15 protein-coding genes and 2 tRNA genes are annotated in these 24,018 nt (G+C 29.9%); 10 read left to right on the top strand and 7 right to left on the bottom strand.

Features of this window, described 5'->3' with window-relative positions; translation table 11 throughout:
* Window positions 1-18 precede the first annotated feature (18 nt).
* On the top strand, window positions 19-696 hold the full coding sequence (locus GGR97_RS09015; RefSeq protein ID WP_167898189.1) for a DUF4290 domain-containing protein: 678 nt from the start codon (window positions 19-21) through the stop codon (window positions 694-696).
* 9 nt (window positions 697-705) lie between these two features.
* Window positions 706-2,013, top strand: a complete 1,308-nt coding sequence (murA, locus tag GGR97_RS09010; protein ID WP_167898188.1) for a UDP-N-acetylglucosamine 1-carboxyvinyltransferase — start codon at window positions 706-708, stop codon at window positions 2,011-2,013.
* Window positions 2,014-2,135: 122 nt separating this feature from the next.
* Here the strand turns inward: murA and aroC are convergent, their stop codons facing one another.
* Window positions 2,136-3,200: a chorismate synthase gene (gene aroC / locus GGR97_RS09005; protein WP_167898187.1), complete on the bottom strand. Its 1,065-nt coding sequence runs from the start codon at window positions 3,198-3,200 to the stop codon at window positions 2,136-2,138.
* A gap of 338 nt (window positions 3,201-3,538) precedes the next feature.
* On the opposite strand from aroC, the gene GGR97_RS09000 reads away from it, so the two are divergent.
* Window positions 3,539-3,623, top strand: a tRNA-Ser gene (locus GGR97_RS09000).
* A gap of 60 nt (window positions 3,624-3,683) precedes the next feature.
* On the opposite strand, the gene GGR97_RS08995 is transcribed toward GGR97_RS09000, so the two are convergent.
* The 4 genes from GGR97_RS08995 to GGR97_RS08980 form a co-directional block, all read right to left on the bottom strand.
* Entirely contained in the window at window positions 3,684-8,048 is a 4,365-nt protein-coding gene (locus GGR97_RS08995) for a PAS domain S-box protein (RefSeq protein ID WP_209272350.1), read from the bottom strand.
* A gap of 149 nt (window positions 8,049-8,197) precedes the next feature.
* Window positions 8,198-9,550 carry a glycosyltransferase gene (locus GGR97_RS08990; RefSeq protein ID WP_167898186.1) on the bottom strand — a complete coding sequence of 451 codons (1,353 nt, stop codon included), beginning with the start codon at window positions 9,548-9,550 and terminating at the stop codon, window positions 8,198-8,200.
* Entirely contained in the window at window positions 9,547-10,596 is a 1,050-nt protein-coding gene (locus tag GGR97_RS08985) for a HEAT repeat domain-containing protein (protein ID WP_167898185.1), read from the bottom strand. The genes GGR97_RS08990 and GGR97_RS08985 overlap by 4 nt, the downstream gene beginning before the upstream one ends.
* 6 nt (window positions 10,597-10,602) lie before the next feature.
* Window positions 10,603-10,962: a response regulator transcription factor gene (locus tag GGR97_RS08980; RefSeq protein WP_167898184.1), complete on the bottom strand. Its 360-nt coding sequence runs from the start codon at window positions 10,960-10,962 to the stop codon at window positions 10,603-10,605.
* A 245-nt stretch (window positions 10,963-11,207) separates the two neighbouring features.
* On the opposite strand from GGR97_RS08980, the gene GGR97_RS08975 reads away from it, so the two are divergent.
* A tRNA-Ser gene (locus GGR97_RS08975) sits at window positions 11,208-11,292 on the top strand.
* Window positions 11,293-11,336: 44 nt separating this feature from the next.
* Here the strand turns inward: GGR97_RS08975 and GGR97_RS08970 are convergent.
* Window positions 11,337-14,159, bottom strand: a complete 2,823-nt coding sequence (locus GGR97_RS08970) for a M16 family metallopeptidase (protein ID WP_167898183.1) — start codon at window positions 14,157-14,159, stop codon at window positions 11,337-11,339.
* Between the two features lie 108 nt (window positions 14,160-14,267).
* On the opposite strand from GGR97_RS08970, the gene GGR97_RS08965 reads away from it, so the two are divergent.
* From GGR97_RS08965 to GGR97_RS08940, 6 genes are all read left to right on the top strand, one after another.
* A complete protein-coding gene (locus tag GGR97_RS08965; RefSeq protein WP_167898182.1) occupies window positions 14,268-15,245 on the top strand; it encodes a bile acid:sodium symporter family protein in 978 nt (325 codons plus the stop codon).
* A gap of 370 nt (window positions 15,246-15,615) precedes the next feature.
* Window positions 15,616-16,674 (top strand): ATP-binding protein, encoded by a 1,059-nt coding sequence (locus GGR97_RS08960; RefSeq protein ID WP_167898181.1) that lies wholly within the window; start codon window positions 15,616-15,618, stop codon window positions 16,672-16,674.
* A 3-nt stretch (window positions 16,675-16,677) separates the two neighbouring features.
* Window positions 16,678-18,732 (top strand): cellulose biosynthesis cyclic di-GMP-binding regulatory protein BcsB, encoded by a 2,055-nt coding sequence (locus tag GGR97_RS08955; RefSeq protein WP_167898180.1) that lies wholly within the window; start codon window positions 16,678-16,680, stop codon window positions 18,730-18,732.
* Complete coding sequence (locus tag GGR97_RS08950; protein WP_167898179.1) at window positions 18,722-19,549, top strand: hypothetical protein; 828 nt, start codon at window positions 18,722-18,724, stop codon at window positions 19,547-19,549. Before GGR97_RS08955 ends, GGR97_RS08950 begins: the two co-directional genes overlap by 11 nt.
* Before the next feature lie 5 nt (window positions 19,550-19,554).
* Window positions 19,555-21,405 (top strand): glycosyltransferase family 2 protein, encoded by a 1,851-nt coding sequence (locus GGR97_RS08945; RefSeq protein ID WP_167898178.1) that lies wholly within the window; start codon window positions 19,555-19,557, stop codon window positions 21,403-21,405.
* A gap of 10 nt (window positions 21,406-21,415) precedes the next feature.
* The gene (locus GGR97_RS08940) at window positions 21,416-22,993 is read left to right on the top strand and encodes a hypothetical protein (protein WP_167898177.1); all 1,578 of its coding nucleotides are present in this window, start codon (window positions 21,416-21,418) and stop codon (window positions 22,991-22,993) included.
* On the opposite strand, the gene GGR97_RS08935 is transcribed toward GGR97_RS08940, so the two are convergent.
* Window positions 22,994-23,956, bottom strand: coding sequence for a glycoside hydrolase family 5 protein (locus tag GGR97_RS08935; protein WP_167898176.1), 963 nt, complete (start codon window positions 23,954-23,956; stop codon window positions 22,994-22,996).
* Window positions 23,957-24,018: the final 62 nt, after the last annotated feature.

The raw sequence follows: 24,018 nt of genomic DNA, 5'->3' as shown, positions 1-24,018 counted from the left end.
TAACACTTAAATAAAACTATGGGTTTTGATTTAGAATATAATTCTGAAAGAAGCACTTTGATTATTCCAGAATATGGAAGACATGTACAAAAATTAATCAATCATTGTGTAGCATTAGAAGACGATCAGGAAAGAGAAAAAATGGCTCATGCCATTATAGATGTAATGGGGAATTTACAACCTCATTTAAGAGATGTACCTGATTTTAAGCACAAACTATGGGATCAGATGTTTATTATGTCTAAATTCCAATTACAGGTAGAATCTCCATATGAAAAAATAACGGTAGAAGAAGTAAATGCAAAGCCTGAAAGGTTAAGTTATCCTAAATCTGCCAGTAAATATAAGTTCTACGGAAACAACATTCAAACCATGATTGATGTTGCCTTAAGTTGGGAAGAAGGGGAATTAAGAGATGCTCTAATTCTAAACATTGCCAACCATATGAAAAAGTGTTACCTAAACTGGAATAAAGACACGGTTGATGATAGAGTTATTTTTAACCATTTAGCAGAGTTATCTAAGTCTGCTATTGATTTAAGAAACTCTGATGTAGAATTATCGCAAAGCAGTACATTGTTGCGCAAGAGTAATTCTGGTAGAATGAACAATCAACATCAAAAGAACAATTCAAACAACAACCGTAATAACAATAACGGTAGAAAGCATAACAACAATCCAAAACACCGAAAATAATTTTACTACATGGCAACATTTAAAGTAGAAGGAGGACATCAGTTAAAAGGTGAAATTACCCCTCAAGGAGCTAAAAACGAAGTATTACAAATATTGTGTGCTGTTTTATTAACTCCAGAAAAAATCAAAATAGAAAACATTCCAAATATTATAGATGTAAATAAATTGATATCTATTTTAGGAGATTTAGGGGTTAAAGTAAATCAACTAGATGAACATACTTATGAATTCCAGGCAGATGAAGTAAATGTAGATTACTTAAGTTCGGATGCATTTAAAGAAGATGGTAAAAAATTACGTGGTTCTATTATGTTGGTAGGACCTATGTTAGCTCGTTTTGGAAAAGGGTACATTCCTAAGCCAGGAGGAGATAAAATTGGAAGAAGAAGATTAGATACACACTTTGAGGGATTTGTAAACCTTGGAGCAAAGTTTAGATACAATAAAGAAGAACATTTTTACGGTGTAGAATCTCCTCGTTTACAAGGAGCGGATATGTTGTTAGATGAAGCATCGGTAACAGGAACAGCAAATATTGTAATGGCTGCTGTTTTAGCCAAAGGAGTAACTACTATTTACAATGCAGCTTGTGAACCTTATTTACAACAATTATGTAATATGTTAAACCGTATGGGGGCTAAAATTACAGGTGTTGGTTCTAATTTATTAAGAATAGAAGGGGTAGAAAAACTAGGTGGTACAAATCACAGAGTGTTGCCAGATATGATTGAAATTGGTTCTTGGATAGGAATGGCTGTTATGACCAAGTCTGAATTAACTATTAAAAATGTTTCTTGGGAAAACTTAGGTCAAATACCTCGTGTGTTTAGAAAGCTAGGGATTAAATTAGAGCAAAGAGGAGATGATATTTACATTCCTCAACAAGACTCTTACGAAATAGAAAATTATATAGATGGTTCTATGTTAACTGTTTCTGATGCTCCTTGGCCAGGATTTACTCCTGATTTATTGAGTATTATTTTGGTAATAGCTACACAAGCAAAAGGAACTGTTTTGGTACATCAAAAAATGTTTGAAAGCCGTTTGTTTTTTGTAGATAAGTTGATAGATATGGGAGCTAAAGTAATTTTGTGTGATCCACACAGAGCTACGGTAATAGGAATGAATCATGAGCATAGTTTAAAAGCTACTACTATGACTTCTCCTGATATTAGAGCAGGAATATCATTATTAATTGCAGCATTATCTGCTAAAGGAACAAGTACTATTCACAACGTAGAGCAAATAGATAGAGGTTACCAAAATATTGTAGAAAGATTACAAGCAGTAGGTGCTAAAATAGAAAGAATAGATTAGTTATTTTTTAGAGAAGAAAAACATTTTATTGCTTTTGAAAAAGTAAAGAATTCACTCTTTATATAAAACAAAAAAACACCAACTGAAAAGTTGGTGTTTTTTTGTTTTGTATAAAGAAAGCATTAAGAAATTCTTCTTGCTTTGTCTAACATAATATTATCTACTAAAACCATAGCAGCTAAAGCTTCTACAATAGGAATAGCTCTAGGAACCACACAAGGATCATGACGACCTTTCCCCATCATTTTTACAATATTCCCATCTTTGTCAATAGTTTCTTGTTCTTGTATAACAGTTGCAACAGGTTTAAACGCTACTTTAAAGTAAATATCCATTCCGTTACTAATTCCTCCTTGAATTCCTCCAGAGTAATTTGTTTTGGTAGAACCATCAGCGTTAAAAATATCGTTGTGTTCACTTCCTTTCATTTTTGCACCTTCAAAACCACTACCAAATTCAAAACCTTTTACAGCGTTGATAGATAACATAGCTTTTCCTAATTGTGCGTGTAACTTGTCAAAAATAGGTTCTCCTAATCCAACAGGTACATTTTGAATAACACAAGTAACCACACCTCCAACAGTATCTCCTTGTTTTTTGATTTCTCCAATATAATCAATCATTTCCTCAGCCTTTTTAGCATCAGGACAACGAGCAATGTTACTTTCTATTAAAGAAAAATCTAATTCTTGGTAAGGAGTATCTAAATGAATATTTCCTACAGAAGAAGTAAAAGCGTTGATTTTAATTTCTGGAATAGCTTGTTTTGCTACAGCACCACCAACAACCCAGTTAGCAGTTTCTCTAGCGGAAGTTCTACCTCCTCCTTTATAATCTCTATGACCATATTTTTGACTATACGTATAGTCTGCATGAGATGGACGATATTGATCTTTTATATGAGAATAATCTTTAGATTTTTGATTGGTATTTACAATTCTAAATCCGATAGAAGCTCCTGTGGTAATTCCTTCAAAAATACCCGCCATAAATTCAACCGTATCAGGTTCTTTACGTTGAGTTACAATTTTAGATTGTCCAGGTTTTCTTCTGTCTAATTCTTTTTGAATAGCTTCAAAGTCTAATTCAATCCCAGCAGGACATCCGTCTATAACACCACCAATAGCTGGTCCGTGAGACTCACCGAATGTGGTGATTGTAAATAGATTTCCAAATTTATTTGCCATAAAAAATAAGTTTGTGCGAATTTACGCAAATTTAAAAGATTGTTGTTTGAATCTTTTAAATAAAAATTAAATCGTTTTTATTTAAAATGGCTTTAAGGAATTGATGGAGAAATGTTTTAGGTAAACTACTGTTTTAATAGCTATAAATTTTAATCAAAGCAGTTCTAATATATTTATTTATGAATGATTCTAGGAGTAAAGTTAGATTGTTGAACAGTTTTAGTTGGTTTATATTGAGTGTGTTATTTTTTAAGCAGAAAAAAAACGTTAAAAAGTTGTAAAAATTAAAGGAAGTGTTATATATTTGCACTCGCAAACGAGAAATCGTGAGACGCTCAGGAGAAATGGCAGAGTGGTCGAATGCGGCAGTCTTGAAAACTGTTGACTGTAACAGGTCCGGGGGTTCGAATCCCTCTTTCTCCGCAGAAAAAAAACCTCAACATTTGTTGAGGTTTTTTTGTTTATAAGAATTTTTAGTAAAGATTAATTGTTAAGAATTTCTAAAACAATTTCAATTTCTTGTTTTAATTGAATCCATAGACCATCAATTGTTTGTTGATTGTAATCATCCATAAGTTCAAACTTCATAGCTATTTCAGATAATAAAGGTAAACCAGCAGTAGCGCTAGTACCATATAGTTTGTGGCCAATTCCCTTAATAATTTCAAAGTCTTTTGCTGCAACAGCAGACTCCATAGTTTGATTAGCTTCTGCTATTTGTTCAATAATTAGAAGCTTCATTTGGTTAATAGCCTCCATGTCATCACCATAATAAGTTTTTAGCTGTTCAATGTTAAAATGCTCTTCATGATTGGCTATAATAATTGGAGTTGTATTTACGTTGTTATTACTTGTATTTTCTGAACTAGGTAGCCATTTGTTTATAATGTCTACTAAATCATCTTCTACAATAGGTTTTACAATAAAATCGCTCATTCCAATACTTAAACACTTTTCTCTTTCTCCTTTTACATTACCTGCAGTAATTGCAATAATAGGGGTCTGAAGTTTTCCTTCTTCAAGCTTTCTAATGGCTAGTGTAGCTTCGTAACCATTCATAATAGGCATTTGAATGTCCATTAGAATCATATCAAAAGGTTGTTCTTTAAATAGGTCTACAGCTATAGCACCATTTATGGCTTCTATGGTTGTGGAGTTTGGAAATTTTCTTTTAATAATTGTTTTAGCAAGAAGTCTGTTTACACTATTGTCTTCTACTAAAAGTAGAGTGCTTTCTTCTAGTTCTATGTTTTCTTTGGTAGGGGCTACATTTGTTTCTGGGGCACTTTTTTGTGAATTTAAATTAGATAAGCAAGCATAAATTTCTTTCATTTTTGCAGGCTTTGTTAATCTTTGTGTAATTCCTAACTCTTTAACTTCACTAATAACATCTGCATCACTAGAAGAACTGTATAATAAAATAGCAGGTTGTATTTCTTCATCCATACTATAGAAGTTTTCTCTAATTTTTTTGATGGTTTCTATTCCATCCATATATGGCATGTGATAGTCCATAATAATCACATCATACGAGTTGTTTTCGGCTAATAGTTGTAAAGCTTCAAATCCGCTTTTTGCCTCATCGGTTTTAATGTCTTTTAATCTTAATATTTGATTGACAATGTTTCTGTTGTTTTTGTTGTCGTCAACAATTAAAACGTTTTTGATTTTATCTAAATTTTCCCATTCGGTTTTTTCACCATGTTCACTTTTAAATTCTACATCAAAATAAAAGGTACTTCCAACTCCTAGCTGACTTTTAACTTGTAGTTTGCTATCCATCATTTTTAAAAGTTTGTTAGAAATGGTAAGGCCAAGACCTGTTCCTCCATATTTTTTAGTGGTAGAGGTGTCTTCTTGAGAAAAAGCATCGAAAATTTTAGATTGCTTTTCTTTTTTTATTCCAACACCGGTGTCTCTAACGCTAAAACGGAAGGTATTGGTGTGTTCGTTTAGTTTGATGATTTCTATTTTTAATTCTATTTCTCCTTTTTCGGTAAACTTTGCAGCATTTCCTAATAGGTTGATTAAGATTTGTTTTAATCTAATAGAATCTGCCCAAATAAATCTTGGTAATTCGGGGGATAGATTTAATAGTAATTCTAAATTTTTCTTTTGTATTTGATAGTTTACAATATCCGATGCATAGCAACCAATTTCGTAAAGATCACATTTGTCTATGTCTAGTTCTAATTTACCCGCTTCAATTTTAGAAAAATCTAAAATATCGTTAATAATATTTAAAAGTCCGTTAGCAGATTGATTTACAATATTTAAATATTGCTCTTGAGTTTCTGATAATTCTGTTTTTAATACTAAGTCTGTAAAACCAATAACTCCGTTTAATGGAGTTCTTATTTCGTGACTCATGTTGGCTAAAAATTCAGATTTAGCGATACTGGCTTGCTCAGCTTGTTGTTTTGCTTTTTTAAGTTCCTCGCGTTGTTCTATAATTGGCGTTATGTTCTGTGTAGAAATCATAATACCATCAACTTCACCAAGGTAATTGTACCAAGGTCTCATTTCCCAACTAATTATTTTTGCATTTCCAGTTTTTTGAGAGATATAGATTTCTTCATTTTTTTTTATAATTTCTCCATTAAGAACTGCTTTGTATCTTTTTTGTCTTTCTCCGTTAATGTCTGGAAATACTTTAGCATGTGACATTCCAACAATATCTACATTTTTTAGATGGTATTTTTCACGCCATTTTCTACTTACGTTTATATATTTTATGTTTTTATCTAACATAGCAACGGCAGCGGGAGCATGTTCTACAAAAGATGCTAATCTGGCTTTTTCATTTTGTAGGGCTGTTTCTATTTCTTTTCTTTTGGTAATGTTGGTACCTATTCCTAAATAACCTATAATTTCATTTAGATCGTTCTTAATAGGGGTTACTACTAAAGAAGTGTTTAGTCGCTCACCATTTTTTGTAATGTAGGTCCACTCTCTTTCTTCTACTCCTGTGTTTTTTGCAATATATGTAAATGTATCAAAGCCTTCTATTGTTTTGTTTTCAAGTTTGCTTAACTCCTTGCTTCTTTCAAGAGCTTCGTCAGCATCGTGTAGTATAGCGGGAGTCTGTTTGTTAATCATCTCCTCAGCTGTGTAGCCTAATAGCTTTTCTGCTCCTTTGTTAAAAACGGTAATTGTTCCCTTGGTATCTGTAGCAATAATACAAACCTTGGTGGCTGCATCTAAAACATCGTCTAAAAGTTTTTTAGATTCTTTGAATTTAATTTCAGCAATTTTACGTTCGTTAATGTCTTGGAAAATTCCAAATAATCTAACACATTCACCGTCTTTAAATTCAGGATAACCAATAGATCTAACCCATACTTCATTGTTGTTTTGGTCAATAATAATTAGTTCTAAATCAAAGCTTTTGTTCTCTGTAATAGCTGTGTTTACAGCTTCAGTAATGGTATCTCTATGAAATCCTTCTTTGTAAAAATAAATACCTTCTTCTAGGCTAGGAGTGTAGTTTTCTTGAACAGCATGTATTTCTTTGGTCATGGAGGTCCAATGAATTTTTTGATTTACCAAATCTACTTCCCAACCCCCAACTTTTGCAACTTTATTTGTTTGTTCTAAGAGTTGTTTAACCTGTTTAAGATTTTTTTCTAAATGATATTGTTCTGTAATGTCTACTGCGTTTCCAATTACGTATGGAGTGTCTGTGTTTTGTGTTTGTAGCGTGTTGCTAAAAATCCATATTCTTTTGGAACCGTCTTTACCAACAGTAAGCATTTCACCTTTATACTTACCTGTTTGTTTAATGTGTTGTAAGTAGTTTTTTAAATCGGGATATGTTTTTTCAGGAACAATATCATACAAAGAGAAGCTTTTAACTTCTTTTTTAGTGTAGCCTAAAGCTTTTGCACCAGAGTTATTAACGGTTAAGAAATTTCCTTCTAAGTCGTGAGTACACATAAGACCTTGAGAATTTTCAAAAAAAGTTTTAAACCTTTCTTCGCTAATTTCTAGTTCTTTGGCTTTGTTTACTTCATCAGTAATATCTCTTGCTATGGCAAAAATATTTCCTGTTTTAGGTTCTGGAGAGGCTACCCATTGTAGTACTCTGTAGTCTCCGTTTTTATTTCTAAATCTATGGGTAAAATTTACGGTGTCGTAACCTTCCCCTAGTTTCATAATTTGTTTGGCACTAACCTCAATGTCTTCAAGATGAATAAAATCAAAGAAAGAGTTTTCTAAAAGTGTTTTGGTGTCCCAACCTAGGTTTTCTTCAAAAGCAGGGTTTACTTTTTTAAAATAACCATCAGTACCTGCAATGCAAATTAAATCGTTAGAAAGCACAAATAGTTTTCCAAAGTGTTTGTGCTCCTCTTTAGCTTTTCTACTCACAATAAGGTCTATTACCTCATCAGCCAATAATTTAAGAGCTTCTTTTTGGCTTGTACTAAGTTGTTTAGGTTCTTTGTCTATAACACACAAAGTACCTAAAGCATGGCCGTTTGGGTCTATTAGAGGTTGACCAGAATAAAACTTGATATGAGGATCGTTAACCACTAAAGGGTTGTCTTTAAAACGGTCATCTACACTAGCATCATATACCTCGTAGATGGCATCTTGTTGAATGGCAAGGTTACAGAATGCAATATCTCTATTTGTTTGTTCAACATTAATACCTACTTTAGATTTAAACCATTGCCTGTCTTCATCGATTAATGAAATCAAAGAAACAGGAGTTTCGCAGATTAACGATGCTAATTTGGTTATTCTATCAAATTCTATTTCTTCTTTTGTATCTAGTAAATCATAAGATTTTAGGGCTTTTATTCTTTTTTCTTCCTTTATAGACATTGCATTTTTTTCTTTTTTCATAGCTGCGTATTCCTAAATAGTGTAGGGGTATTTATTATGATAGTTAGGAGTTTTCTTTCATAAGAAAAAATAGCAATATTAATTGAAATTGAAAAACAATTTGGAGTTTCTTTTTAGATACTTTAAAATAAATAAAAGGGATTAAGGTTTTATTTCCTTTTTATGTATTGAAAACTTCCTTTAAAAAAAGATATAATGCTAATAGGATTCAAAACAAAAGGTTCTAAAATAGCTGTTGCTATTTTTTTTGATATAGAATAATTGTTATGGTGTTGATCTTGTATGATTATTTCTGTTAAAATGGCAATAAAACTATGTATAATTTTAAGGCTGTATAATAGAATAAATAAATTAAAAACCAATTCCCAAGACACTTGTCCGAGTAAAGAAATAGCTATTAAATAAGTAAAAATAACTCCTTTAAAAAAAGGAACTAGGAATTTGAAAAAAAGCCAGTAAGGATAATTAAAAAGGCCTAGTGATCCATAAGCGCGATTAAAAAATATTTTTTTATGCGAGTTAAAACTTTCTAATAGTTTAAAAATCCAACTACTTTGTTTTGATATTAGGTTTTTAATATTGGGTTCTTCTTTTTTACAACATAAGTTTTCGGGTATAAAAACAACTTTATACGGAGTTTTGTTTTGTTGCATATAACGTCTCATACGCATAATTAACTCTATGTCTTCTCCTGTTTTTTCTGAAGTGTAACCACCAGATTCTATGGCTGTTTTTTTATCAAAAACCATAAAAAGACCAGAGCTAAATAAAAGTTCATTAAGTTTAGTGCCACCCATATATTCTAATAACAAAGTTTTAGAATGCTTTAAGACTAATGTGTTGTTTATTACTTTTTTTAGAAATGTTTGTGGTGTGGAAGTAGTATCTGCTTTAGTTTGAATAATACCACCTGTTGCAATTATTTTTTGTGTTGTTTCTTCTAAAAAGGGTTGTAATAATTTTAAAATAGCATCTTGTTCTAGTATGCAGTTAGAGTTAATATGAGTAATATATTTACTACTAGCAATGTTAATTCCCGTGTTTAAACAGTCTGCTTTGTTGGTTTTAGGCTTATCTACAACAATGATTTTTTTGTAAATAGGGTTTTTACTTTTGTAAATAGTTTTTATTTTTTCGGTAGGAATTTTAGAATCAATAAATACGTTAACGGGTTGTAAATTGTAGGTGTCTATTAATTCTTTAAGAACATTATCTGAGTTGCTGTTATTTATAATTATAATCTCTAAATTATTGTAGTGGGTAGAAAGTAACTGTTTTACATTGTTTAGGATTATATCCGTTTGATTATAGGCTACCGTAATAACAGAAATATTTGGAGCGTTAGATGAGGATACTAAGGTGTTGTAGTCTGTAAAACTGTTCTTGTTGTAATAATACTTTGTTTTAATGATAGATATAGCAGCAATACAGACATGGATAATGACTGAAAGCAGAATGTAACAACTTATAAAGTTTAGTATGATACTGGTTGTCCAATTCATGAATTTGTTTCCTCTTTAAGTTGTGATATAATTGTATTTAAGGGATGCGCGTTTGCTCCTGATTGTTTTTCTAAAAGAGCTATGCCGTTTTTGTCTACAGTAATAATTGTTTTAGCAATCTTTGTTTTTAAAGAAGGATTTTCGGAATGTAATAGTTTTAGAAGAGGTTCTATTGTGTTGGGATCCTTAAATTTTGATATTTCTTTAAGAATAGCAGTTTTATTTTCAATAGGTTCTTTATCAAAAATAGCGAACAATTCTGTAGCAGTAGTTTCTTTAAATATTTTGGAGATAGATTGAATTGCTTGTAGTCTTACTTTTTTGTTTTTATGCTGTAATAATTTTTGGGTATCTGTATAAAAATCAAATAAATGAAAGCTTCCAATTAATTTTAAAGCAAAAATAATAACACTTTTATTGTATGATTTTAACCAGAATTTAATACCCTTAAAATGATCTGGGTCTAATACTTTTAGTTCTTTTAACAAAACAATTTGATACCACTCAGAAATAGGATAAGTGATGATATTTAAAAATTTTAATCCATCAAAGCCAATAAGTCTAATTAAAGCAATTTGAGATTCAATTCTGATTAAATCATTTTTATGATTTGTGTTTTCAAAAATAATATCATGAAAATTATCTAATTTCATAATTCCAGCATTCCTAATAGCTCTAGCTTTAAGATACCAGAATACGTGCTTGCTGTTGTAAAGAGTATCTTCGTTTAATTTTAAAAGCAAATACAGTTTTTTTAGATTACGTGTAGTTTCTCCAGAAAAAGTTTTAACAGCAATAATAATTTTTTTAGCAATAAAGTCTCTAAAAGGTTTTGTTTTACTTAATTCTTTAACGTTTTCGGATAATTCTATAACCCTATTTTTTTCTGCAAATAAGTATTCGTTAATAAGATGATTAGTTTCTTTATCCCAAGATAAGTATCTGTTTTTTTTTCTTTTGTTTGCATACGAAAAGAAGACCATCGTTACTAAAAGGATAGCGCTAAAGTATAGCGAAAGAAAAAACAACAGATTTAATAGATACATTAATCTTTATTTTAACGAAAATCTTTTAATTCTTACAGATAGTTCGTTAGGGCTAAAAGGTTTAGGTATAAAATCGTCTGCACCTAGTCCAAAAGCTTCTAAAACAACATCTTCTTGCCCCATAGTTGTTAACACAATTATTTTTATTCTATCCTGATATTTTTCTTTAATTAAGCCCACTAGTTCTAATCCAGAAACAAAAGGCATCATTATATCTGTAATTACAATATCTGGTATGTCTTGTTCAATTTTTTTTAGAGCATCACTACCATCAACAGCTATAGTTACATCGTGATTATCTTTTTTTAACCTGAACTCAAGTGCGCTTCGGATTAAGTTGTCATCTTCTGCTACTAATATTTTCATGGGAGTCTGTTTTTAAAGTCTTATCAGTAAAAGTAAGAAATATTATCATTTGTTAGCAGGGTATTAATATTTCTTTACTAAAACAATTTAGTACTTTTTATGGGAATGTAACAATATATAATACTTGTTATGAGTATATTTTATATCTGTGAATTATCAGTTATTATATTTTTTAAAAGTTTTGTTGCAAAATAAAAGATACTTACTATATTTGCACACGCAAACGAGAAATCGTGAGACGCTCAGGAGAAATGGCAGAGTGGTCGAATGCGGCAGTCTTGAAAACTGTTGACTGTAACAGGTCCGGGGGTTCGAATCCCTCTTTCTCCGCAAAGAAAACCCCTCAACATATGTTGAGGGTTTTTTGTTTTGCTTTATTCTGGTTTTAGTGTTGCAATAATTCTGTTTTTGGTTAAGTATTTGTTGGCTACTTTTTTAAGATGGTCAGAGGTTAAAGATTTTATTTTGTCTTCTTTATTTAAAATATGATGAACATCTGTTTTTAAGAAATCTGCATTTTTAATAGTTCCTATCCAAAAGTTATTTTGTTTTAAGGCCTCTTTATGTTCTAACAATTGAGTTTCCTTAATTTTATTTAAATCTTTTTCAGACACTCCATTCTTTTTTATTTTTTCAAGTTCGGCTAAAGCTTTTTCTGATAGCTTTTCTACATTCTCGGGTCCACAAGGAAAAGAAATAGTGAAATTGTATTTTTTAAGTAAAAGTTTATGAATATTACCTCTTGCACTTACTCCATAAACACCACTTTCCTCTTCTCTAAGTTGTTCTACCAATTTTATAGTTAAAAGTTCTCCTAGGCTTTTTAAATAATAATTTTCATTAGGTAAGTAGTTTTCAGAAGTTCCAGAAAAAATAATTTTCACTAAACTTTTGGGTTCGTCACCTTTTGTTACGTGTTTTTCTAAAATTCCTTCTAATGGTTTAGAAGATACATTTTTATAGTTTTCTTTAGAATAAGTACTAGGTAACGATGCTAGGTAAGTTTTACAATAATTTTGTAAAGTTTCTTCATCAAAATTACCTACAAAATAAAAGTGAAAGTCAGAGGCATCTGCAAAGCGCTCTAAGTATTTTTGATAAGCTAATTGGTAGCTAGTTTTATTCCATTTTTCTTCTGTAGGAAAGCCAACATGTCTTGGGTTGTTTTGATTTAAAAAGTTGTCTAACTCTATAGAAAAATAGGTAGATGGTCTTGAAATTGCATTTTTAAGATACGCTGCTTGTTTGTTTTTATAAGAATTGTAGGCAGATTCATCATAATTTAACTTGGTAAAATACAAATGAGTTAGTTGAAAAAATGTTTCTAAATCTTTAGGAGTAGTAGATCCGTTAATAGTTTCGCTTAATCCTCCAATAGAAGGATAAACACGTACCGATTTTCCTGCTAATATTTTTTGCAAATCAGTTTTAGAATAACCGTTTACTCCAGCTTCTGTTAATGCTCTGTTGGCTAAGCTTGTTTTTAGAATTTCTTCATCAGTATATAAAGATAAGCCTCCATAGCTATACCCGTTAAATAGAATTTGATTGTTCTTAAAGTTTGTTTGTTTGTAACTTACTTTAGCTCCATTGCTAAGTGTTAATTTGGTAATATTAAGAATTGTATCTTTTGCTATACTTGTAATTTTTCCTGTTGTAGGAATTGTACTCATTAAAGCTCCTAAGTTTTTTTCTTCATAAGGTTTTAAGGTCGTGTTTTTCACCTCTTTTAATAGGTTAAGAACTTCGTTTTCAGAAATCTTTTTCACCTCTTTTTTATCAGGTCCTGTAAAAATAAGCACTCTATTGTCGTCATGAATATAGTTTGCAATTAATGAGTTACAATTATCTAGGGTGATTTTAGGTAACAATTCTTTAATAGTTGTAAATTCCCATGCAATACCTGGAATAGGTTCTTGGTTTAAGAAATTTTGAATGTATTCAGAGGCATGACGGCTAGATTCTGTTTTGTCTTTTTCGTTAAAAGCACGTTCCATAGCATTTAGTAAAGCGTTTTTGGCTCTATTTAATTCACTTTCTAGAAAACCATAACGCAACACACGTTCGTTTTCGGTAATTAAGGTTTTAAAAGCTTCTAGTTGTCCTGTTTCGCTAGTAATCGCATAATTTTGGTAGGCATTTTTAGATTTATCCCACAAGTTACCATACCAAGTACCAGCATAAATAAAAGGAGGGTTTTCTGAATTTTTTAACTCTTCTAAACGATTGTTTAGCATAGTGTTAAATAAGTTAATGGTTAAATCTTCTTTGTAATCGTTAACTGTTTTTGTAGGAGTTGCTTTTTCTTTTCCTTTGTAATACAATTGTACTGTAGATCTAGAAGCTTTAGGATCTGTAACTATAGAAACTAATGTTTCTTTATGATTTGGACTGGTGTATTCTGTGCGTTGTTTAGGATGCTTTGCAGCAGGATATTTATTAAAATGTTGTTTTATTTTTTCTTCTAAAACATCAACAGAAATATCACCAACAGCTACAATTGCCATTAAATCGGGTCTGTACCAATCTTTGTAAAAACTTCTTAAATCTTCATAAGTAAAATTTTCTAATACCTCTTTAGTCCCAATAGGCAAACGTTCTGCGTAACGAGAATTGTACATTAATTTAGGTAAGTATTCTTTTAACATTCTTTTGTCAGCACCTAATCCTAATCTATACTCCTCTAAAACTACACCTCTTTCTTTATCTATTTCTTCATCTGTTAAAGAAGCGTTAAAAGCCCAGTCTTCTAAAATTTGAAATCCTTTTTCTAGCTTTTCATCATTATCTGTAGGAATTGGTAAAATGTATACAGTTTCATCAAAACTAGTATAGGCATTTAAATGCGCTCCAAATTTTACTCCAATGCTTTGCAAATAATCTACCAACTCATTTTTATTAAAGTTTTTAGATCCATTAAAGTTCATGTGCTCCATAAAATGAGCCAATCCTAATTGCTTGTCTGTTTCTAAAACAGAACCTGCTTTTACAACCAAACGGAGTTCTACTTTTTGTTCGGGTTTAGGGTTTAGCCTAATATAATAGGTCATTCCATTAGATAATGTTCCTTTTTTAACATCAGTATCTGTTGGAATGGCAGAACTAGTAGCTGTTTGATTTTTTGTTTTAGGGTTTGAGATGCTATTGCAAGAAATAATAGCAAAAATAAATACGGAGGCTATAAGTAATTTTTTCATAGAATGATAAACGCTAATTTTTTATAAACTTATCAATTATAGATGAAAGAATAAGTTTCAAAAGATTTAATTTAGATTTTAAAATGAATTAATAGTACTTACCAAATAATGTTCCAAAATAAAATAAAATTACCTGTTGATGGGTTTATCCTTTCTTTGTTTTTAGCCATTACAGTGGCTTTCTTATTTCCAACGGGAGCAGCTCTTTTGCATGTAAAACAAGTTACAAATATTGGTATTGCCTGTATTTTCTTTTTTTACGGATTAAAACTTTCTTTTGAGGAAATAAAATCGGGGTTAAAAAATTACAAACTACATGTTTTAATTCAGATAACCACTTTTTTAATTTTTCCAATAGTTGTATTGCTGTTTAAGCCTATTATAAGTAGTTTGGTGGGGACAGAATTTTGGATAGGTTTGTTTTTTTTAGCAGCTTTACCTTCTACTGTTTCATCTTCTGTAGTAATGGTTTCTTTGGCCAAAGGGAATGTTCCATCGGCAATTTTTAATGCAAGTATTTCTGGAATTATAGGAGTTTTTGTAACACCTATTTGGATTAGTTTATTTGTAGCCACTACAGGAGGTATGTCTTTGTCTGATGTTTTTCTAAAATTATTACTGCAAATTGTAGCACCTTTAACTATAGGGGTGGTACTTAACAAAAGGATAGGATTTTATGCTAAAAAGAATTCTAAACGTATTGCTTTTTTTGATAAAGCAGTAATTGTTTTAATTGTATACACTAGTTTTTGTACGTCTATTTTAGAAGATGTTTTTGCTGGTGTAAGCTTGTTCGGTTTAGTTTCTTTATTCTTAATTATTGTACTTCTTTTTAGTCTGTTAATGGGCTTTGTTTATTTGCTGTCTGCGTTGTTAGGGTTTTCTGTGGCAGATAAAATTACAGCCACATTTTGTGGTTCCAAAAAATCTTTAGTGCATGGTTCTGCCATGTTAAAAATTATTTTTTTAAACAACTCTAGTGCAGGCTTGTACTTGCTGCCTGTTATGGTATACCACATTACCCAATTAATTATTTTAGCATTTGTAGCTAATAGGCTAGGAAATAGAAATGTAGGTGTTTTTTAAAAACAGTTAATAATATGTTTTATAGCAGTAAATAAGCTATTGGGCTAAAGATAACGGTTTTGTAACGCTAACAAATGTGAATATTACTATATTTGCCACTAACAATTAAGGGGCAAATTTGGGGACTAGATTAATCAAACAATTACAACTAGAGTTTTGGAAAATTGGAAACACTATTTTCTGGAGTTTAAATGCTGTAATTCTGCTTACTATTATTTTAGATATACTTATTTTAAGTAGAGATTGGTTAAACTTTGTATTGTTAAAGTTGTTCCTTTTGGTGTTTTTTTATGTTGTCTACAGAATTTCTAGACAACGGTACAGAACTCCTAATATGTTAATTCATATAATCCTGTTCAGTTTTAATTTTATGGCATTAATCACTATGTCAGAAACAGGAATTGGAAACAGACTAATGTATACTACTCTTATTGTTGTATTGTTTGTTAGTTTTAATACCATTGCAGTATGGGCTGTTATTAATAGTTTTATACAATATTTACTGGTTATAGCAACCTTTAGTTTATTGGTAGCTTTTAATGTAATTAACGACCCTGTTGAGATTTTAAAACAAGGAGGTTATGTTTTTTTATCTTTAGGATTTGTGAGTCTCTTTTTTCCTAAAACAAGAAAAACAGTATTGGTAGAAAAAACAAAAGAACAATTAAATAGTTACGATAAAACCAACGATTTAATTGACGAACTATCTACCACCAGAAAAAAATACGAAGAGTTATTAGAGAAAGTATTAAGAAAAGAAAACGAATTTAAATTCTTATTTCAGCAGATAAGTGACGATTTAAATAAAATTAATGAAGCTTTAGCAGACGTTAAAAATGGTGTTATTCCAGAAAGAAAGAAAAAAGTAGATAAGCTAGATTCTTTAATTCAAAACTTAAGAAATCAAAGTTCCATTTATTTTAAGCCTATTAATTTGAATGCAACTAATAAAAATTTCTTGGTTGATTCTGTAGATGTTAAAAAAGTGTATTTAGGAGTTTTAGAGTCTTTTAAAACTTCTATGGAAGAAAAAAGCTTAAGATATACAGAAGAGTTAATAGATGCTAATTTGTTTATAGAAGCAAACGAAAGAATGTTTAACACGGTAGTCTATAACATTCTAAACTTTGTGGTTATGTTCTCTAATAATAATGATGAAATAAAAGTCTCTTTAGAGAATATTGATCGTAATACTATTTTAAGTGTGTCTAACAAAACACACGGAATAGATACCTCAGAAATAGAAAGCTATTTTAGAGATGTAGAGTACGTAAACTACGACTATAAAAAACACAACGATAGTGTTAAAATAGGGCTAAGAATATCTAAACAATTAACAGAAAAAATGAATGGTTATTTTAGTTATGTGTCTTCTGAAACAATGGGATTCGAACTTAAAATACAATTTCACACATATAAACAAAGCTAAGTAATGATGAAAAAATATTATTTTATTGTATTGATGCTATTGGTTGGAATGCAAACCAACTCTTTTGCTCAAATAGTGGAACATTTTGATGAATACGACTATAATGACGAAATTACTATTAATGGAGCCAAAGGAATGGAAAATATATACATTCCTGTTAATGAGGATGTAGATGCTTTAAATAGCTACATTAACTTAGAATTTACTTGTTCTAATGTTATTGATTTTGAAAAAAGTCATATTTCTGTATTGTTAGGAGATACACCTGTAGAAACACGTTTTTTAAAAAATCAAAATCAATTAATCAATTTTAAAATTCCAATTAAGCAAAAATATATAGTTTCTGATTTTATAAAATTAACCATAAAAACCAATTTAAAAATTGGGGCAGAAACCTGTGAAATTTATTCAGAAGGTGGATATTGGGTAAAGTTAACAGAAAACTCTTTTTTCTCTTATAAAATTTTACCAACCAAAAAAGCAGTTATTAAGAAAACAATCAGTTTTACTGTTCCCGATCTTAAGTACATTGTTCTGTCTGAAGAAAATGATATTGAAGAAATACAATATGCATCATATATTAAGTTTTACTTAAAAAGAGTTTATGGTTTAGATTTAGAAGTAAAAAGCATTCAAGAGTATAATAGCAGTGTTATAAATCATGCAATTATATTAATGCCTTTTGAAAAATTAAATAAAAAAATTAAACAAAAACTACCAAGTTATAAAGATAAAGATGCTGGTTTGGTTAGTATTTATAGAGATCAATACAAAGACTCTATAAGTCAAGAAGAATTTACAGGACAAAACATTGTGGTTACCGGAAAATCTAAAAAAGGATTTAGCAAAGGAGCCCACTTCTTATTACAAAAGCACTTATTAAACTCTTCTTATGTAGACTATGTGTTTGTAAACAAGCAAGCTAAATTATTAGATATTCCAAAAAGAAAAGATTACGAACCTATTTATTTTAAAGAATTAGGAGCTCAAAACAGTATTTTACAAGGAATAGGTTACATACAGTCTAATATTTCTATGCCTAGATCTAACTTTGGATCTAACGTAAAAAGAATGGATGTTAAAATAAGCGGAAAATACAGGCCTTTAAATGATGGGGAACAAGGGTATTTTAATTTATATTTTAATGATAATTTTTTAAGCTCTTATAAATTAAACACTACAGGAGAATTAAATATTGGGTTTGATTTTGATGACATTATCATGCAACAAGAGAATAATTTTAGATATGAATTCTATTTTATTCCTAAAGGAGGTTTATGTGCGGGAGATGCAGCTACTTTTTATGGACAGGTAGATGTTGTAAATTCTTATTTTAAACCTATTGGCTATGAACAGTCTTCATCTTTATCATTTTTTAGATTTCCAGAAAACTTTCAATCTAAGCCTATTACCATTTATACAGATTTAAAAGCAGAGCATAAATTAATAAGTACAGTTTCAGAATTAATAGATATCATCAACCCTGGAGAAGCTGGATTATCTGGTTTTATTTATCCTCCAGTTAAAAACGGAAATTTAAAAGATATTAAAGAAGATTTGGAAACCTCTAAAGTAATTATAAGTGCAAACAGCAGTAAGTTTTCAGACTTTTTTGGAGAATCTCCTTTTGTAAAGTTTAAAAACAATGCTGTAGAATATAGATCAGAAGAAATTAACCCTTTCTTTAATGTAGAGTACGAAAAAAACATGGGATTCAACCAACTTTTTTACCACCAAGGGACTCCTATTATGTTGGTTAATATTCCTTCAGATTATAGCGAAAGCACCTTGTTATCCTTAGTATCTAACATTAGAGAGCAAACTATTTCGGATACAGGAAACGTAATTGTTGCTAACAACGATAAATCTTACTTTTTTGATTTAAGAATTATAAACGACAATCATGATAAGAGCTATTTAACCTATTTATTAGATGATTTTTGGGCAAAGTATAGATTGTTTATCGTTTCTGTATTGCTAATCTTAGCCATATTAATATTGGTGTTTATTTATCAAAAATCTAAAGAATCTAAAGCAAAAATCGAAAATGCGAAATAAGATTATTCTATTTTTTCTGTTTCTAAACGCATGCGTGTGTTATTCACAGAACCCATGGTTACAAGGGCAAGGAGAGGTGCTGTTGTCTCCATCTGTGACTCATTATTACACGGATACGAAAAGAGATCAAAATGGAACAAAATCTGATTTTAGCAATAATGGTTTTTACGAGAATTACGTATATAAACTCTATTTTTCAGCTCCTTTAATTAGCAATAAATTAAGTTTAATAGGAAACATACCCTATGTAAGAAGTACTTATGCTGATGACTCTACCTTTGATGAAAATAATGAATTAGGAGATGTAGAATTAGGAGTTAAAATGCATTTAAAAAAAACAGGAGAATTCCATTATTTAATGGCATCCTTAATGACTACAATTCCATTGTATAATAATGATGTAGGACCCTTTGTTGGTTTTGATAGATTTGGGACTGAGTTAAAAATTAACATTTCAGGAAATTCAAAATGGATGGGAGTAAATGATAATTTCCATCAATTAGAATTTGGAGTTAAAGCATTTTATCCAGGCGGACCTTATCAATTTAAGTTGTATGGTTCACAAGGCTATAGAATTACCAATAAAGTTATTGTATTGGGAGATGTAGATGTTTTTTTGTCTAGAGGTGATGATTTTACAGTTTCGCAACAAAATATTCAAATAACTCCAGATTTTGACATTGTTAAAACAACTCTAAGTTTAGGATACGAATTTTCTCCAAAATTTTCGTTGTATGCGGGTGGCTTTGCAGATGTGTGGAACAGAAATGTGGCTATTGGTAGAGGGTGGCAAGTATTTAGTGTGATAAAACTATAAATGATATGAGAGGTTTAAATATCAATATTTATAGAAAAGAACTATTTATAGAAACAGGACTTCTTACACCAAAACAAGTTGCGGTAATAGAACGAATTAAAATAGAGTTAAATAAATCGTTTTTAAAAGCAGCTTTAAATCACGGATTTATTTCTCGGTTTCATTATCAAAAAGTAATCACAGAATCAGATTTACCTAGCTATGTAATAGATTGTGATAAAATTGAAGACTACAAATCTTTTTCGGATACTCACGAACGATTTAACTTATTCTTAAACAGTTTAGTATTCCCAATAGAACACAACAACGGGGTGGCATTTGTGGTTGCAGATCCTTCTGATGTTAATAATATTAGATTAATAGAAGAAGAATTAAAAGTAACAGTTACAGATATTTTTGTGACCAATGAGTTAGATTTAAACAAAGCATTACATTTAAAATACGGAGGAGAAATTTTACACAAATCGGTATTTCATCTCTATGAAAACGACCCTAACAGTTGTGCCATAGAAACCTTTACTTTAAAACAAGTTGTAGCTTTAGGAGTGTTGTTTTTAATCTTTTTAGTGTTCTTGTTTTTTAATTTTGTAGATACGTTAATAGGAGCCAATTTAATATTGAACTTGTTTTTGCTAAGTTCAATATTATTTAAGTTTATGTTAACCATTCACGGTTCTAAAACAGAATTAGAAAGTAAAGTAGATCAAGAAGAAATAGATGCTATAATTGATAATGACTTACCTATTTATACCATTCACTTACCTGTTTTTAAGGAGTCAGAAGTAATTCAAAAATTGGTTTGGAATTTAAATAATTTAGATTATCCTATAGAAAAGTTAGATGCAAAGTTACTGATTGAATCAGATGATGATATGACTTACAATGCGATTAAGCAAATGAAGTTTCCTACCAATTTTGATCCTATTATTGTTCCTTATGCACAACCCAAAACAAAACCAAAAGCTTGTAATTATGGGCTGTATTTTTCTAAAGGAAAATATTTGACCATATACGATGCCGAAGATATTCCTGATAGTGATCAGTTAAAACAAACTTATAAGTTGTTTCAGAAACTGCCAGATGACTATATAGCCATACAATGTGCCTTAAACTACTTTAATAAAAGCGAAAACTTTTTAACCAAAATGTTTACGCTGGAGTATTCTTATTGGTTTGATTATATGTTACCTGGTTTAGACAGCCTTAGAATTCCAATTCCCTTAGGAGGAACAAGTAATCATTTTAAATATGATAAATTGATGGAACTTGGTGGATGGGATGGTTTTAATGTAACTGAGGATGCCGATTTAGGTCTGCGCTGTTATGCAAAAGATTATAAAATTACAGTCTTAGATTCTACAACTTATGAAGAAGCTAATAACGAATTTTTTAATTGGATTAGACAAAGATCAAGATGGATTAAGGGCTATATGCAAACCTATTTGGTACATATGCGTAATCCTATTAAATTGTACAAATCCATAGGAGCTAGAGGTTTTTTTGGATTCCAGTTTTTTATTGGAGGAACTGTGTTTACCTTTTTAAGCTATCCTATTTTATTACTTTTTTTACTGATTTATATTTGTTTTAAAAGTAAGTGGGTGGAGTTGTTGTTTCCAGATTGGTTAATTATTATTTCTTTAATAAACTTTACCTTAGGAAACCTAATTATGATTTATACCAATATGATTGCTATTTTTAAAAGAAGCTCATATTCGTTAATACTATATGCAATAGCCAATCCTGTTTATTGGTTAATGCATTCAATTTCGGCCTATAAAGGATTACATCAATTAGTAACCAAACCTTTTTATTGGGAAAAAACCAATCATGGTTTAACTAAAAAAAAGAATTAAACTAAAAGGTATGGCTAAATTTAATTTAAAGAGTTCTACGCTTGTTTTTTTTATGATATGGTTTTTCTATATCGTGTTTTATGGTTTGTTAACAACTGTAATAAGAGAAGATGGGTATTTAAATTTTGAGCCTTTATTTATTACCAGTCATATAAACACCTTGTTTGGTAACCAGGAGTTGGTTAAGAATTTTTTTCTATCCTATCCGTTGTTAACAAACGTATTGTCTTATCCGTTTTCTATATTTAGTGCAGTAGATGCTCCTTTTTTTGCTTCTATATTTTATACGTCTTTTTTTGTAACAGCTTTGGTTACTAGTGTAGGAAGTAAACAAAATAAGGTAATTAAAATCTTGTTGTTTTTATACTTTCTTTGTAGTCCTATTACGTTTTATGCTGCTACATCAGGAACATCAGTATATGCCTTTTATATACTTTACTTTTTAATATTTTTCTATCTATTTAATTATATTATAAGGTTTACAACTTATCACATCACCATCTTAAGTATTATTTTAAGTTTGGCGGTTTTTTTAGATTTTAGAATTTTATGGATACTGTTAATCTTATTTTTTCATGTATTTGTATTTAGTATTTATGGAATTAAAGGATTGTCATCAAATGTTATTATTAAGTATGTTAAAATTACGCAACACATTTCTTTAAGAAGAAAATATGTTGGGCATTTAAATTCTATGGTTTTTATTATTGGTTTTTTTCCAGTGGTAACCTTGCTATTGTATTTGTTTATTAATTATTTAATGGGGGATGATTCCTTTTATTTTTACAATGCTTTAGGAGCTAAATGGAATAGTAATAGAGAGCTAAGTTTGCTAAATGTAGATGTATTAACGACTTTTAATAATAAGGCTGTAAACGATTTTTCTTTTTTAAGTATTGTTCTTTTTATTACACCTATTTATGTGTTTGAACTGATCATGAATTATAAAAGAGGCTTAAAAATATTTATACTATTATCTGTTCCAATATTGTTGTATGTTTTGCTTAGAGATAGCCAAATAGAATATATGGGATTGTTTTATTATGTAATTATTATAGCATCAGCCATAGCTTCTGTAGCAACATCACCTCACAGATATTTTAGTAAAAAAGTACCAGTGTATTTTAGTTATGCATGTGTGTTTGCTATTAGTATTTATGGAGAGTATTCATATTTAAAAGCATCTACATTTACTTCGGAGCATGTTTATTATAAAAGTGTTGTAGAAAAAGAGCAAAATGATGTTTTGTCTCAATACAAAAATGGTGGAAGATTTTTAGAATTAAAAACACCTAAAAACTCAATTGTTTTATGTGATAGATCTATTATGTATCCTATGATTGCTTACAACAAAAAGAACAATATTTTTGTTTCTAATGTATCGGCTGACTTTAAAAAAGCACTTTACAATCCTAAAAAGTATTGTGATTACGTAGTTATTTCTAATGACAAATCTCCGTTTTATTATTTAGATAAGGTGGTTATTAATTTAAGAGAAATTGAAAATACAGCTTTGGGATATAATAATTATAGAAGCAAAGTAGTTTTTGTGTGCGATGCGTTTAGAATTATTAAAATTATAAAATAACTAAAAACATTCAAGAGTTTTATTAGTGTTGTAAACTCCAAAGTTTCCTTTGTATTCCCATATATAATAAGGGATGTTTTTTTCTTTAAAAACTGCAATTAGATCTTTAAAATACCTACATCTATCTGCTTTAGAAATAGAGTTAATGGCACCAAACTCTGTACACCAAACCTCTACATTGTATTTTTTAGCCCATTGATGAATAATTTCTATTTTATGCTGTAAAGCTGTTTTATTAGCCATTAAATAATAGTCTTTGTAATTTACTTCTCCAGGAGTATTTATACTTTTTACATTTATTTTAGGCATTTTAATAGAATCGTACGGATAAGGAATGTTTACTGTTGCTGTTTGGTTTCCTACCCATTCTGCTCCTTGATGTGTAAATAAAAAAGGTTCGTAAAAATGAAAGGTATAAATTAGGTTTTCATAAGGAAAAGGTGTTTTTCTAGACAATTCATAGATGCTATTGTAGTTGGTGGCACCAATTAGTATAGTTGTCTTTTTATCCTTTTTTCTTATCTCGGGAACAATTTCATGAACCACACTGTCCCATTGAATGGGATATAAATTAGGTTCGTTTACCAACTCGTAAGAAATACAATCAGAATATCTTTTTAGTTTTCTAGCAATATATTTCCAATCATCTTTAAGGGTGTTAATATTGGTGTAATTACTGTATTTGTCCATTCTGTTGTCAAAGTAGCAAACAATTAAAGTCATGTTTTTTTTCTTAACATGCTTTACAATTTTAACAAGCTCTTTTAAAAATCGTCTTTTAGATTTTTGCTTAAATTGATATTCAAAAGAAACAGGAAGTCTAATATTTCTAATTCCTTGATTGTGTAATTCATCAATATCACCAATAATAGTTTTGTAATTTACAGGGGTTTCATCCCAAAAACGCTCAAGCCCGGTTACGTTTATACCAATACTTTGTTGAGATGTTACGGGATTACTCATCAGAATTAGAAAAATAATACTTAAGCTTTTTAGCATTTTCATCAATAAGAATTTAAATCTAT

This window comes from Wenyingzhuangia aestuarii (assembly GCF_011927765.1).
Lineage (GTDB): Bacteria > Bacteroidota > Bacteroidia > Flavobacteriales > Flavobacteriaceae > Wenyingzhuangia > Wenyingzhuangia aestuarii.
This window is presented reverse-complemented; position numbering and strand designations above follow the sequence as displayed.

Excerpts from the sequence above, each read along its gene's own strand:
- GGR97_RS08965 (WP_167898182.1), top strand. The coding sequence starts at position 14,268 with ATGTTCCAAAATAAAATAAAATTACCTGTTGATGGGTTTATCCTTTCT.
- GGR97_RS08950 (WP_167898179.1), top strand. The coding sequence starts at position 18,722 with ATGCGAAATAAGATTATTCTATTTTTTCTGTTTCTAAACGCATGCGTG.
- GGR97_RS08960 (WP_167898181.1), top strand. The coding sequence starts at position 15,616 with ATGGCATTAATCACTATGTCAGAAACAGGAATTGGAAACAGACTAATG.
- GGR97_RS08940 (WP_167898177.1), top strand. The coding sequence starts at position 21,416 with ATGGCTAAATTTAATTTAAAGAGTTCTACGCTTGTTTTTTTTATGATA.
- GGR97_RS08935 (WP_167898176.1), bottom strand. The coding sequence starts at position 23,956 with ATGAGTAATCCCGTAACATCTCAACAAAGTATTGGTATAAACGTAACC.
- GGR97_RS08990 (WP_167898186.1), bottom strand. The coding sequence starts at position 9,550 with ATGAATTGGACAACCAGTATCATACTAAACTTTATAAGTTGTTACATT.
- murA (WP_167898188.1), top strand. The coding sequence starts at position 706 with ATGGCAACATTTAAAGTAGAAGGAGGACATCAGTTAAAAGGTGAAATT.
- GGR97_RS08945 (WP_167898178.1), top strand. The coding sequence starts at position 19,555 with ATGAGAGGTTTAAATATCAATATTTATAGAAAAGAACTATTTATAGAA.
- aroC (WP_167898187.1), bottom strand. The coding sequence starts at position 3,200 with ATGGCAAATAAATTTGGAAATCTATTTACAATCACCACATTCGGTGAG.
- GGR97_RS08970 (WP_167898183.1), bottom strand. The coding sequence starts at position 14,159 with ATGAAAAAATTACTTATAGCCTCCGTATTTATTTTTGCTATTATTTCT.
- GGR97_RS08980 (WP_167898184.1), bottom strand. The coding sequence starts at position 10,962 with ATGAAAATATTAGTAGCAGAAGATGACAACTTAATCCGAAGCGCACTT.
- GGR97_RS08955 (WP_167898180.1), top strand. The coding sequence starts at position 16,678 with ATGATGAAAAAATATTATTTTATTGTATTGATGCTATTGGTTGGAATG.
- GGR97_RS08985 (WP_167898185.1), bottom strand. The coding sequence starts at position 10,596 with ATGTATCTATTAAATCTGTTGTTTTTTCTTTCGCTATACTTTAGCGCT.
- GGR97_RS08995 (WP_209272350.1), bottom strand. The coding sequence starts at position 8,048 with ATGAAAAAAGAAAAAAATGCAATGTCTATAAAGGAAGAAAAAAGAATA.
- GGR97_RS09015 (WP_167898189.1), top strand. The coding sequence starts at position 19 with ATGGGTTTTGATTTAGAATATAATTCTGAAAGAAGCACTTTGATTATT.